Source organism: Vibrio sp. YMD68 (assembly GCF_029958905.1).
In the GTDB taxonomy this organism is placed as follows: Bacteria; Pseudomonadota; Gammaproteobacteria; order Enterobacterales; family Vibrionaceae; genus Vibrio.
In genome coordinates this window covers 2,943,969-2,956,751 of the sequence record NZ_CP124614.1, presented here as the reverse complement: position 1 = coordinate 2,956,751, position 12,783 = coordinate 2,943,969, and the positions used below count along the sequence as shown (strand labels likewise).

At 44.0% G+C, this 12,783-nt stretch carries 16 protein-coding genes; 14 read left to right on the top strand and 2 right to left on the bottom strand.

Features of this window, described 5'->3' with window-relative positions; translation table 11 throughout:
* Nucleotides 1-6: 6 nt before the first annotated feature.
* The 6 genes from miaA (at nucleotide 7) to QF117_RS19400 (ending at nucleotide 5,195) form a co-directional block, all read left to right on the top strand.
* Nucleotides 7-939, top strand: coding sequence for a tRNA (adenosine(37)-N6)-dimethylallyltransferase MiaA (gene miaA / locus QF117_RS19425; RefSeq protein WP_282387717.1), 933 nt, complete (start codon nucleotides 7-9; stop codon nucleotides 937-939).
* Between the two features lie 202 nt (nucleotides 940-1,141).
* Entirely contained in the window at nucleotides 1,142-1,399 is a 258-nt protein-coding gene (hfq, locus tag QF117_RS19420) for an RNA chaperone Hfq (RefSeq protein WP_282387716.1), read from the top strand.
* Between the two features lie 44 nt (nucleotides 1,400-1,443).
* The gene (gene hflX, locus QF117_RS19415; RefSeq protein ID WP_017035789.1) at nucleotides 1,444-2,733 is read left to right on the top strand and encodes a ribosome rescue GTPase HflX; all 1,290 of its coding nucleotides are present in this window, start codon (nucleotides 1,444-1,446) and stop codon (nucleotides 2,731-2,733) included.
* A gap of 45 nt (nucleotides 2,734-2,778) precedes the next feature.
* On the top strand, nucleotides 2,779-3,957 hold the full coding sequence (hflK, locus tag QF117_RS19410) for an FtsH protease activity modulator HflK (RefSeq protein ID WP_282387714.1): 1,179 nt from the start codon (nucleotides 2,779-2,781) through the stop codon (nucleotides 3,955-3,957).
* 2 nt (nucleotides 3,958-3,959) lie between these two features.
* Nucleotides 3,960-4,937, top strand: a complete 978-nt coding sequence (hflC, locus tag QF117_RS19405; RefSeq protein WP_017035791.1) for a protease modulator HflC — start codon at nucleotides 3,960-3,962, stop codon at nucleotides 4,935-4,937.
* A gap of 72 nt (nucleotides 4,938-5,009) precedes the next feature.
* Complete coding sequence (locus QF117_RS19400; RefSeq protein ID WP_026026703.1) at nucleotides 5,010-5,195, top strand: DUF2065 domain-containing protein; 186 nt, start codon at nucleotides 5,010-5,012, stop codon at nucleotides 5,193-5,195.
* 108 nt (nucleotides 5,196-5,303) lie between these two features.
* Here the strand turns inward: QF117_RS19400 and QF117_RS19395 are convergent, their stop codons facing one another.
* Together QF117_RS19395 and QF117_RS19390 are read right to left on the bottom strand one after the other, a co-directional pair.
* Complete coding sequence (locus tag QF117_RS19395) at nucleotides 5,304-5,531, bottom strand: SlyX family protein (RefSeq protein ID WP_017035793.1); 228 nt, start codon at nucleotides 5,529-5,531, stop codon at nucleotides 5,304-5,306.
* The gene (locus QF117_RS19390; RefSeq protein WP_282387710.1) at nucleotides 5,524-6,504 is read right to left on the bottom strand and encodes a hypothetical protein; all 981 of its coding nucleotides are present in this window, start codon (nucleotides 6,502-6,504) and stop codon (nucleotides 5,524-5,526) included. Before QF117_RS19390 ends, QF117_RS19395 begins: the two co-directional genes overlap by 8 nt.
* A 131-nt stretch (nucleotides 6,505-6,635) precedes the next feature.
* On the opposite strand from QF117_RS19390, the gene fkpA reads away from it, so the two are divergent.
* The 8 genes from fkpA to fusA all read left to right on the top strand — a co-directional run bounded on the left by fkpA (nucleotide 6,636) and on the right by fusA (nucleotide 12,727).
* Nucleotides 6,636-7,421: an FKBP-type peptidyl-prolyl cis-trans isomerase gene (fkpA, locus tag QF117_RS19385; RefSeq protein WP_282387708.1), complete on the top strand. Its 786-nt coding sequence runs from the start codon at nucleotides 6,636-6,638 to the stop codon at nucleotides 7,419-7,421.
* Nucleotides 7,422-7,599: 178 nt separating this feature from the next.
* On the top strand, nucleotides 7,600-8,334 hold the full coding sequence (locus tag QF117_RS19380; RefSeq protein WP_017035796.1) for a transcriptional regulator: 735 nt from the start codon (nucleotides 7,600-7,602) through the stop codon (nucleotides 8,332-8,334).
* Entirely contained in the window at nucleotides 8,331-8,729 is a 399-nt protein-coding gene (gene tusD / locus QF117_RS19375; RefSeq protein ID WP_282387705.1) for a sulfurtransferase complex subunit TusD, read from the top strand. The genes QF117_RS19380 and tusD overlap by 4 nt, the downstream gene beginning before the upstream one ends.
* The gene (gene tusC, locus QF117_RS19370) at nucleotides 8,726-9,082 is read left to right on the top strand and encodes a sulfurtransferase complex subunit TusC (protein ID WP_282387704.1); all 357 of its coding nucleotides are present in this window, start codon (nucleotides 8,726-8,728) and stop codon (nucleotides 9,080-9,082) included. The genes tusD and tusC overlap by 4 nt, the downstream gene beginning before the upstream one ends.
* A gap of 8 nt (nucleotides 9,083-9,090) precedes the next feature.
* Entirely contained in the window at nucleotides 9,091-9,369 is a 279-nt protein-coding gene (gene tusB / locus QF117_RS19365) for a sulfurtransferase complex subunit TusB (protein ID WP_282387703.1), read from the top strand.
* Nucleotides 9,370-9,551: 182 nt separating this feature from the next.
* Nucleotides 9,552-9,926: a 30S ribosomal protein S12 gene (rpsL, locus tag QF117_RS19360; protein ID WP_017035800.1), complete on the top strand. Its 375-nt coding sequence runs from the start codon at nucleotides 9,552-9,554 to the stop codon at nucleotides 9,924-9,926.
* Between the two features lie 104 nt (nucleotides 9,927-10,030).
* A complete protein-coding gene (gene rpsG, locus QF117_RS19355) occupies nucleotides 10,031-10,501 on the top strand; it encodes a 30S ribosomal protein S7 (protein ID WP_017035801.1) in 471 nt (156 codons plus the stop codon).
* 129 nt (nucleotides 10,502-10,630) lie between these two features.
* Nucleotides 10,631-12,727, top strand: coding sequence for an elongation factor G (gene fusA / locus QF117_RS19350; protein WP_282387696.1), 2,097 nt, complete (start codon nucleotides 10,631-10,633; stop codon nucleotides 12,725-12,727).
* Nucleotides 12,728-12,783: the final 56 nt, after the last annotated feature.

Sequence of the window (12,783 nt, the reverse complement as noted above, 5' to 3'; positions counted from 1 at the left end):
AAAATAATGAATGAACAATTACCTTTAGCCCTGTTTTTGATGGGCCCAACAGCGTCAGGAAAAACAGATCTAGCGATTCGCTTGAGACAGAAATTTCCTGTTGAAATCATCAGTGTCGATTCTGCTTTGATATATAAAGGCATGGACATCGGCACCGCAAAGCCAGACGAGCATGAGTTGTCTTTGGCTCCACACCGCTTGATCGACATCTTAGATCCAAGTGAGGCGTATTCTGCCGCTGACTTTCGTTCTGATGCTCTATCGGAAATGAATCGTATTGTATCGGAAGGAAAAATCCCATTACTCGTGGGAGGCACTATGCTGTATTACAAAGCATTACTCGAAGGCTTGTCACCCCTTCCTGCGGCCGATCCTATTATTCGTAAAGAAATAGAACAAGAAGCCCAAGATTCTGGCTGGCAGGTGCTTCATGATCAATTACGAGAGATTGATCCTGTTTCAGCAGAAAGAATTCACCCAAATGACCCACAAAGATTATCTAGGGCATTGGAAGTTTACCGGATTTCAGGTAAAACTCTTACTGAACTTACTGAGACTAAGGGCGAAAGCCTACCGTTTCGGGTCAAGCAATTTGCAATAGCTCCCAAGGAAAGGGCAGAAATCCACCGCCGTATTGAACTGCGCTTTAGCAAAATGATGGAAGCAGGATTCGAAGAAGAAGTGAAGGTACTGTATGCCCGAGAAGATCTTCACCCTGAACTGCCATCTATTCGCTGCGTAGGGTATCGGCAGATGTGGGATTACTTAGATGGGAAGTGCGATAAAGAGGAAGCGGTTTTTCGTGGAATCTGTGCAACTCGTCAATTGGCCAAGCGTCAGATTACCTGGTTACGCAGCTGGGATGATTTAACTTGGTTAGATAGTGAGAACGTTGAACATGCGCTAGAAACGCTATCAAATGCAATAGCATCTGATTAAATTAGCTGTGTATAATGTGATCGCTTTTGCGTGAATTTATCCCGTCAAAGATCGTTTACTTGAAAAATGCAGGCATTGCCTACATAACAGGTAACAACGGGGTAACTATTACTCGTTTAGCTCAGATGCAAAGCAACACCTTTTTTTTGCACAAAACCACTAGCTAAATAATTACAACAAAATACAAAATAAGGAAAATAAAATGGCTAAGGGGCAATCTTTACAAGACCCATTCTTGAATGCACTACGTCGTGAGCGCATTCCCGTTTCAATCTATCTTGTTAACGGCATTAAACTACAAGGGCAAATCGAATCCTTTGATCAGTTTGTTATTCTATTGAAAAACACGGTCAACCAAATGGTTTATAAGCATGCGATTTCTACGGTTGTTCCTGCGCGTGCAGTGAGCCACCACAGCGGTGAGCGACCAGAGCGCCCACAAGAGAAATCAGAAGATTAATATTCTGACTTTTTTTATTAGATCAACAAGAAGGAGCTGACTGCTTGTTTGACCGTTATGAAGCCGGTGAGCGAGCCGTACTTGTTCATATCAACTTCACGCAAGAGGGTGAGTTGGAAGATTTAAGTGAATGTGAAATGCTTATTTCTTCTGCTGGAGTGTCGACACTGCAAGTTGTGACCGGCAGTCGTCAATCTCCACACCCTAAATATTATGTCGGGGAAGGTAAAGCTCAAGAAATCGCACAAGCTGTACAATTGGTCAGTGCGGATATCGTGATCTTTAACCACGCACTCTCACCAGCCCAAGAACGAAATTTGGAAGCCTTGTGTCAATGTCGAGTGTTGGACCGAACCGGTTTGATTCTCGATATTTTTGCTCAACGTGCTCGAACGCATGAAGGTAAGCTGCAAGTGGAGCTTGCCCAATTACGCCACATTTCTACTCGATTAATTCGAGGTTGGACACACCTAGAAAGGCAAAAAGGTGGTATCGGTCTGCGTGGGCCGGGTGAAACTCAACTAGAAACCGACAGACGATTATTGCGTGATCGTATTAAAACGATTTTGCGACGTTTAGCCAAAGTTGCTAAACAGCGAGAGCAAGGTCGAAGAGCAAGAAATCGCGCTGAGATCCCTACCATTTCATTGGTTGGGTATACGAACGCAGGTAAATCGACACTCTTTAATAGTATTACAGAAGCTGGGGTTTACGCGGCGGATCAGCTATTTGCTACTCTCGATCCGACATTGAGAAAAATTGAACTGTCAGATGTGGGGCCTGCTATTTTAGCGGATACCGTTGGTTTTATCCGGCACCTACCCCATGATTTAGTGGCCGCTTTTAAAGCAACGTTACAAGAGACACAAGAAGCTGACATTTTGTTACATGTTGTTGATGCCAGTGATGACCGTTTTCGTGAGAATATTCATGCTGTTCATGAAGTATTAGAAGAGATTGATGCACATGAGGTGCCAACTCTTGTAGTTATGAACAAAATCGATAACCTAGAAGGTCAAAAGCCTAGAATTGATCGGGACGAGGAAGGCAACCCTCGAACTGTTTGGGTCTCGGCAATGGAAGGGTTAGGGGTTGAATTACTATTTGAAGCGTTAACGGAAAGGTTAGCAAGTCAAATGGTGTCATATCAGCTACGAGTACCGCCTGAACATCAGGGCCGAATTCGTAGTACATTTTTCCAAATGAAGTGTATTCAAAAAGAAGAATATGACCAAGATGGTGATTTGTTGATTGATGTCAGAATGCAGCAAGTTGACTGGTTAAAGTTAGAGAAAAGAGAAGAGGCAGTTTTACGTGACTTTATAGTTACTTAAAGGACTGCTAGAGTATAACGTCATATCTAATGATGGAGCTTTCTAATGGCGTGGAATGAGCCTGGTAATAACAACGGCGACAACGGCCGCGATAAAGACCCTTGGGGTAATAAAGACAATCGCGGTGGCCGAGATCAAGGACCGCCAGATTTAGACGAAGTGTTTAATAAGCTGAGTCAAAAATTGGGTGGTAAGTTTGGTAATAAAGGTGGTAAGGGCCCTTCTTTCGGAGGTGGAGGCGCAATAGGCTTAGGCGTTATTGCAGCAATCGCAGTCGTTGTTTGGGGATTCTTTGGCTTTTACACTATTGGTGAAGCCGAGCGCGGTGTCGTATTACGTTTAGGTAAATACAGTCATATTGAGGAGCCTGGTTTGAACTGGCGTCCTGCTGGTATTGATACTTATGAAGCCGTGAACGTTCAAGCGATCCGGTCTTTGCGCGCATCCGGTTTGATGCTAACGAAAGATGAGAATGTAGTAACGGTTGGTATGGATATTCAGTACAGAGTATCGGATCCATACAAATACCTCTACACAGTAACTAACGCTGATAACAGTCTAAGTCAAGCGGCTGATTCTGCTCTACGTGCGGTCATCGGTGACTCGTTGATGGATAGTATCTTGACAAGCGGACGTCAACAAATTCGTCAAAGTACACAAGAAACATTGAATGAGATTATTGATGCTTACGACATGGGTTTGATCATTGTTGATGTCAACTTCCAGTCGGCTCGTCCGCCAGAGCAAGTAAAAGCATCGTTTGATGATGCAATTGCAGCTCGAGAAGATGAAGAGCGTTTTGAGCGAGAGGCAGAAGCGTATCGAAATGATATTTTGCCAAAAGCTACTGGTCGTGCAGAACGTTTGAAGAGAGAAGCACTTGGTTACTCTGAACGTACTGTCAATGCTGCAATTGGTGAAGTGGCTCAATTTGAGAAACTATTACCGGAATACACTGCTGCACCGGACGTAACGCGTAATCGTATGTACATCGATACCATGGAAAAAGTGTACACAAGTACATCGAAAGTACTGATTGATTCAGAGTCTAGTGGCAATCTACTGTACCTACCAATTGATAAACTGGCGGGTCAAGAAGGCAGCTCTAAGTCGACACGTAAGCCAACGTCATCTTATGATCAAATTGAACTTGAGTCAGAAGCTAATGTATCACAGTCAGATTCACAATCCCGCACGTCGGGCTCACGTCAAGGGAGATACTAATAATGCGTAAGTTAATGATCCCTATATTGGCGGTGACTATTGTACTCATGTTGATGTCACTTTTTGTTATTCAAGAAGGTGAGCGTGGCATGGTGATTCGTTTTGGTCGTGTTCTTGATGATAACGGCGTATCACGTATCTATGAACCGGGCGTACATTTCAAAATGCCGCTGTTTGACCGTGTGAAAACATTAGATGCACGTATCCAAACCATGGACGGTGTTTCAGACCGCTTTGTAACATCAGAGAAGAAAGACGTTTTAATTGATACCTATGCTAAATGGCGTATCGCTGATTTTGGACGTTTTTATCTGAGTACTGGTGGTGGTAATGTGATGACCGCAGAAACACTTCTTGAGCGTAAGGTAACCGATGTCCTTCGTTCTGAAATCGGTTCACGTGAAATCAAGCAGATTGTTTCTGGTCCACGTAACAAAGATGTCTTACCTGACAGTGCTGATAGTGAAGAAGTGACTACTGAAGCCGCTAGAGAAGCATTAGAGATTGATGGTGAGCGTGATAAGATCATGGAAAATGTACTAGCGGGAACAGCCGAGAGTGCAATGGCAGATTTAGGTGTTGAGATTGTTGATTTTCGAATGAAGAAAATCAACCTTCCTGATGAAATCAGTGAATCTATCTATCGTCGTATGCGTGCAGAACGTGAGTCAGTTGCTCGTAGACACCGTTCTCAAGGTCGCGAAAAAGCGGAAGTTATCCGTGCTCAAGCGGAGCTTGAAGTGGCCACCGTTATTGCAGAAGCAGACAGAACTGCGCGTGTAACACGTGGTGATGCGGATGCACAAGCAGCAAAAATCTACTCGGATGCTTACAGCAAAGATCCTGAGTTCTTTGGCTTTGTCCGTTCGCTTCAAGCCTATGAGCGTTCATTTAGTGAGAAGAGCGATATCTTAGTACTCGATCCTAAGAGTGATTTCTTCCAATACATGAACAATGCTAAAGGCATGGCTACGAAATAGTGGCAACATGTTGTTAAGTCATATGATAAAGGCTCCTAAGTTAGGGGCCTTTCTTTTTGGAGAGGAGTGATGATGTCAAATTCGATATGGGTGGCGCTAGGGTTGGTATTGGTGGTAGAGGGATTAGGCCCACTGATCGCTCCAAGAGGTTGGCGAGCCATGGTGTCACAACTCAGTGAGCAGCCAGACAATCAACTTAGAAGGTTTGGTGGTTGCCTAGTGGTTGCGGGTGTGGTGATCGCCTACGTTTTTGCTTAGTTTTTGTTGGGTTTGTACCTGGCTTGGGTAGGCGGAGAGCCTAAATTGCACAGTAAAGTGTAAAAAGCAGGCTCTTTATAGATTTGGGCTTCTTGTTATCCGCTTTGACTAGTAATGAGGAGGCGGCGTTTCTTCAGAAGGATCCGCTAGATTCGAAGAATCCATATTTTTTACTTTTCCGGCCACATACTTCATTTGATCTTGCATCTTGGTGATGAGCAGCTGCTGTGTTGAAAGTGCATCATTGAGTTCACTTACGGTTTGCTCTTGAAACGCCAGTTGGCATTCTAAATCATTGATACGATCTTCTAGTGCTTGATAGGATTTATCAGTCATCAAATTTCCACGCCTGTGCAATACCAGCAGATGTACCAGAGATAATCCGCTGTTGATTATCGAAAGCGGCATCATACACTACCGCACGAGGAGGACGAGTATCTTTTAATGGTTCCACTTCAAACCCATCCGTTTTTTTACCGCTCGTCGTATCCCAAACGATAACTCGGCTTGAAGGTGTACCGGTAACCAGTTTTGACCCATCATCAGAAAAACGCGCTGTAGAGAAAATAAGCTGGCGGGAGAAGCTGCTGAGTTGCGAGCGTACATTCCCCGTTTTTAGATCCCAAATGATCGCTTGGTTACCACCATCTGAACTAAATGCAAGATCCCCATCCCTTTGCAGTGCCACTCTGATCACCCTCTGCTCATGCTCAAATGTCCGTAAAATCAGCCCAGATTTGGTGTCCCATAAGTAGGCTTTATAATCATTTCCTCCTGATAGGGCGAAGCGTCCATTCGACGAAAGTGCAACGGAATTTATTTTTTCTTGATGAGCAAGGAACTCTAGGCGTCGTCCGGTGACTAAATTGACGTATATGGCTTTACCATTGGAAAGCCCGAGCAGAACTTGCTCCCCATTGCTTGAAATATCGACATCTCGAATAAGACCATCAGAAATCGACCACAGACCTTGAGCCTGTGTCCATGATAAGTCCCAAACGGCGAAATTGATTTGGCTCGCGGTGATAGCAAAGCGCCCATTATCTGAAATGCGAATACGTGACACACTATTTTCTTGGGCATCTTGTTGACCAAGTTGCGCGAGTTCTTTGTTTTCAACGAGATCCCAAAGAACTAACTGGCGTTCTTTGGAGTAAATGAGTGCAAATCGAGCATCACGACTGAGCGCAAAGCTGGTTGTGCCTTGAGGTTCTAATTCCCAGCGTTGGTCGTTATTAGAAGAAAAAAAGCAACCATTTAACGCTAGGATGACAAAGCAAAACAAGATTGAATGAAGAATATTTCGCATCAAGTCCAATTATCCGCTTGGTGTTGAAAGACATTTTGTAAACATATAGCTATATTGGTACAACTACGTCTCGCATGCCAGTCATAACTGAATGATTGTGATGAATGGTTAGCCCAAAACTGGAGAATTAAATGAAATCGATGTTTAAAGTATCACTGCTTGCAGCAACCGTAATGTTAGCCGTTGGCTGTCAGAAAGAAGAAGAACCAAAAGTTGAAACTGCGGCCGTTGAACAAGTTGCAGAAACTGGCAAAGCAGTTCACTTTCAAACGGAAGATGATAAAGCGGCTTATGCCATTGGTGTTTCATTTGCAAACTACCTCAGCACAAGCATTGAAAAACCGAACGAAATCGGTATTCAATTGAACAAAGATCTTGTCTTGAAAGGTATTGAGCATGTGTTTGCTGATAGCGCTGAATTAACGGAAGAAGAAACTCGTGAAGCACTCGAGCAATTGGATGCTCGAGTATCAGCAGCAATGCAAGCACAAGCGGCAGAAAAAGCAGCAGCGGCAGAAAAAGCCGGTCAGGACTTTCAGGCTGAGTTCGAACAGCAAGAAGGCGTAATGAAAACTGAGACAGGCTTAATGTACCAAGTCTTAACAGAAGCACAGGGTGAGCAACCAAAAGAGACGGATACCGTTCAAGTACACTATAAAGGTACGTTAATTGACGGTACTCAGTTCGATAGCTCATACGATCGTGGAGAGCCAGCGGTCTTCCCTCTAAACCGTGTGATTCCTGGCTGGACGGAAGGGGTTCAGCTTATGCCTGTTGGTTCGAAGTTTAAGTTTGTTATTCCACCTCAACTTGCTTACGGCCCTCAAGACACACCAACGATCCCAGCGAATTCTACGTTGGTATTTGAAGTTGAATTGTTGCAAATCGAAAGTGATGCAAGTGTAGAAGCTCAGTAAGCGATACTGAGATAGCATTTTTGAAGGCCTGACTTGCTCAGGCCTTTATTATTTTTAGCGATCCACACCTTATTCTTTGCTTTAAATCAGTATATCTCGACTTACTTAGGTGCTCGATTCAAATTTTCTGATAAACTTACATAGATTTGTTGATTTTTTGCGCTAAGGCTAGAATATCGTGACTACAACTGAAACACTTACAGACATACCACTAGAAAGCGAGTTGCTTGAAATGGAATCCGTTCATGTGAAGCCATTTAGCGATCATGACAAAATAATTTTAAGATCTTATGAAGCGGTGGTGGATGGCATTGCGAGCCTGATCGGTCCCTTTTGTGAGATTGTTTTGCACTCGCTTGAAGATCTCAACACGTCGGCAATCAAAATAGCGAACGGTGAAAATACAGGCCGACAAGTCGGTTCCCCCATTACCGATTTAGCCTTGAGAATGTTGAAAGATATTGAAGGCTCTGAACGTAACTTTTCACGTTCTTACTTTACACGAGCGAAAGGTGGGGTATTGATGAAGTCGATCACGGTTGCCATTCGCAACGGTGATAACCGCGTTATCGGTCTGTTATGTATCAACGTCAACCTAGACGCGCCTTTTTCTCAAGTTCTCCACTCCTTTATGCCAACGGAAGAAGCAAATGAAGCAGCTTCTTCGGTGAACTTTGCAAGCGATGTGGAAGAGTTGGTCGATCAAACGGTTGAGCGCACGATCGAAGAAATCAATGCTGACAAGTCAGTATCAAACAACACGAAGAATCGTCAAATAGTGATGGAACTGTATGACAAAGGCATTTTTGATATCAAAGATGCCATCAATCGAGTTGCAGATCGTCTCAATATTTCAAAACATACCGTCTACCTGTATATCCGTCAGCGTAAGACTGAGGATGAAGAGTCTTGAACCCTTCTCTCTGCTATGCGCTTGTTGTGAACGGCTCTGTATACGGCTCACAGTCGTCTAGAGTGGCATTTCTATTTGCCCAAGCGTTGATTAAAAAAGGACACATCTTAAAGAGTGTCTTTTTTTATCAAGATGGTGTGAGCAACGGATCCAGTTTGACGGTGCCAGCCAACGATGAATTTGATTTGGTCCAAGCTTGGCAAAAGCTCGCATCAGAGCACCATGTTTCCCTAGAGACTTGCGTTGCCGCGGCGTTGCGAAGAGGCATTGTGAGTGAAAATGAGGCGCATCAACATAATCTCGAAAGCTCAAATTTGGCGGATGGATTTGTCCAAGCTGGATTAGGCAGCTTAGCGGAATCGATGCTAACGCAAGATAGGGTTGTACAGTTTTGAAAAAGATAGGTTTTGTTTTTCACACGTCTCCTCACTCAACCTCCGCAGGGAGAGAAGGTCTTGATGCTCTTCTTGCTGCGTCTGCTTACTGTGAAGACATCTATGTGTTCTTTGTTGGCGATGGTGTCACTCAGTTGGTCAGCGCTCAGCAGCCTGAGAGAGTATTGAGCCGTGATTACATCAGTACATTCAAATTGATGGATCTGTACGACATTGAGCACGTATACGCTTGCCGAACGGGCCTAGAAGAACGAGGCTTATTAAATGTTGAAATGGCTTTCGATGTGCGCATTCTTCCAAGTGATGAGATTGCATCACAGATGGCGAGTTGCCATCATTTGCTGAGTTTTTAGGTGTCATCATGCTTTATATCGTCACTACTCCAGAAAAAGCAACACTGGCTATTCAGTTCGCGACGCAGACAGATGCGGTATTGTTAACTCAGTCTGCGGTCTACCTGACGAACCCCAAACATGCACAGCACCACGTGTTAAATACATCGCTTTGCCAAGTATTAGCGTTAAATATAGACCTCAAAGCCAGAGGTATTGAGCAATTTGTTGCGCAAGGTGTTTCATCGATAGATATTGACGAATTTGTGGATCTAACAGCAAAGCATTTAAAATCAGTCTCTTGGTGATGATTTTTCCATCCATTTTTACCTATATACCTTTTTATCTATTCAGTGGATGAAAAAAGATCTGTATATTTCTTGACACATCTCTCACTGCTGAATAGAATTTTGCGTCCCTATTTGTATCAACTACATTTAGGACTAGATTTTTCACAAAGCTTACTTTCAAGTAAATCAGGAGCTAGTTAATGGCAACTATTAACCAGTTGGTACGTAAACCTCGTGTAAAGCAAGTTGTTAAAAGCAACGTGCCTGCACTAGAAGCGTGCCCACAAAAACGTGGTGTATGTACTCGTGTTTACACAACTACACCTAAAAAACCTAACTCAGCACTTCGTAAGGTTTGCCGTGTTCGTCTAACGAACGGCTTTGAAGTGACTTCGTACATCGGCGGTGAAGGCCACAACCTTCAAGAGCACAGTGTTGTTCTAATCCGTGGCGGTCGTGTTAAAGACCTTCCGGGTGTACGTTACCACACTGTTCGCGGCGCATTAGACTGTGCTGGCGTAAATGACCGTAAGAAAGGTCGTTCTAAGTACGGTGTGAAGCGTCCTAAGTCTTAATGGATTCCGTTAAGTAAGGCCAAACACTAAATTAATTTAAATTCTTAATTTTTGAAAAAACTGTAAAGTTTTGGATAACCTGAAGAAGACAACGGAGAATATCCATGCCACGTCGTCGCGTTATAGGCCAGCGTAAGATCCTTCCAGATCCTAAGTTCAAATCTGAACTGCTGGCAAAATTCGTTAACATCCTAATGGTTGACGGAAAGAAATCTACTGCAGAGAAAATTGTTTACACTGCACTAGAAGTTATGGCTGAGAAATCTGGTAAAGATCACTTAGCTGTATTTGAAGAAGCTCTTGAAAATGTTCGTCCATCGGTAGAGGTTAAATCTCGCCGTGTGGGTGGTTCAACTTACCAAGTACCTGTAGAAGTTCGTCCGGTTCGCCGTAACGCTCTTGCTATGCGTTGGGTAGTTGAAGCTGCGCGTAAGCGTGGTGAAAAATCTATGGCTCAACGCCTAGCGGCTGAAATGCTAGATGCGTCTGAGAACAAAGGTACTTCGGTTAAGAAACGTGAAGACGTTCACCGTATGGCTGATGCTAACAAAGCATTCGCTCATTACCGCTGGTAATACCTTTTTAGTGCTGCGAGTTCCTCTCGCAGCACTTTCTTAACTCCCCACCTAATAGATATTAGGGTTTATTTATATTTCAAAATGCCTTTTTTGAAACATCAATAATTCCTACAAAGAGGATACACAGTGGCTCGTAAAACTCCTATTGAGCGCTACCGTAACATCGGTATCGTAGCTCACGTAGATGCAGGTAAAACAACCACAAGTGAACGTATTCTGTTCTATACTGGCCTTTCTCATAAAATCGGCGAAGTTCACGATGGTGCTGCTACCATGGATTGGATGGAGCAAGAGCAAGAACGTGGTATTACTATCACTTCTGCTGCAACCACGACTTTCTGGCGTGGTATGGAAGCACAGTATCAAGACCACCGCATTAATATCATTGATACTCCAGGGCACGTAGACTTCACTATTGAAGTAGAGCGTTCATTGCGCGTATTGGATGGTGCTGTCGTTGTATTCTGTGGCTCATCGGGTGTTGAACCTCAGTCAGAGACAGTATGGCGCCAAGCCGATAAATACCAAGTTCCACGTATGGTGTTTGTAAACAAAATGGACCGTACGGGTGCAGATTTCTTGCGCGTTGTAGACCAAATTAAAGATCGCCTAGGCGCAACGCCTGTACCGATTCAACTCAACATTGGTACTGAAGAAAACTTCCAGGGTGTTGTCGATCTTATCAAGATGAAGGCAATCAACTGGAACGACGCTGATCAAGGCATGACATTTACGTACGAAGATATCCCAGCAGACATGCAAGAAATGGCTGAAGAGTATCGTACTGAAATGGTTGAAGCTGCAGCCGAAGCCTCTGAAGAGCTGATGGATAAGTACCTGGAAGAAGGTGAACTGACGGAAGCAGAAATCAAACAAGGCCTTCGTACTCGCACTCTGAGTAATGAAATCGTACTCGCCACTTGTGGTAGTGCATTCAAAAACAAAGGGGTACAAGCCGTTCTTGATGCCGTCGTTGATTTCCTTCCTTCGCCTGTCGATGTACCAGCAATTCAAGGTATCGATGAAGATGAAAATGAAGTCGAGCGTCATGCTGACGACAATGAACCGTTTTCAGCCTTAGCATTTAAAATTGCAACAGACCCGTTTGTGGGAACGTTGACGTTCATTCGTGTTTACTCTGGGGTGGTGGAAAGCGGAAAAACAGCTTACAACTCAGTGAAGAAACAGCGTGAGCGTTTAGGGCGCATTGTTCAAATGCACTCAAATAAGCGTGAAGAAGTGAAAGAAGTGCGAGCGGGTGATATTGCCGCTATTATTGGTCTTAAAGATGTGACGACAGGTGAAACCCTGTGTGACCAGAATCATAAGATTATTCTTGAACGCATGGAATTCCCTGATCCTGTTATTCAGATTGTAGTAGAACCGCGTTCTCAAGCCGATCAAGATAAAATGACTATCGCGTTAGGAAAGCTAGCGGCAGAAGATCCATCGTTCCGTGTTGAAACGGACAAAGAAACAGGCCAAACGCTTATTTCTGGTATGGGTGAACTGCACTTAGATATCATTGTTGACCGGATGAAACGTGAGTTTAGCGTCAATTGCAACGTTGGTAACCCACAAGTTGCTTACCGTGAAACCATACGTGGTACTGCGAAGGCGGAAGGTAAGTTTGTCCGTGAGCATGCCGGTAAAGGGCAATATGGCCACGTTTGGCTTAAACTTGAACCATCAGAGCCAGGCGAAGGTTTTGTTTTCGTCGATGAAATTGCTAATGGCACGGTACCAAAAGAGTTTATTGAGTCAGTCGCGAAGGGCGCTGCAGAGCAAATGAATAGCGGTGTTGTTGCGGGTTATCCAATTTTGGATATTAAAGCTACACTCTATGATGGCTCTTATCATGAAACAGATTCAAGCGAGATGGCGTTTTTAATCGCTGCCTCTATGGCTTTCAAAACGGCGGCGCTTGAAGCGCAACCTGTTTTGCTTGAGCCTATGATGAAAGTTGAGGTAACTACTCCAGAGGACTGGATGGGTGATGTTGTTGGCGATATTAACCGTCGTCGTGGCATCATCGAAGGTATGGACGAGGGGACTGCTGGCCTGAAGATAATTCGTGCACAAGTTCCGTTGTCTGTCATGTTCGGTTACGCAACTGATTTACGTTCTGCGACACAAGGTCGTGCTTCTTACTCTATGGAGTTTAGTGAGTACGCTGAAGTGCCAAGCAATGTTGCAAAAGCAATCATTGCAGAGCGTGGTTAAAAAGTAGGGCATATTTTTTCTTCTTTTTTAGAAGATCAAGGCGTCCAAATATTGCG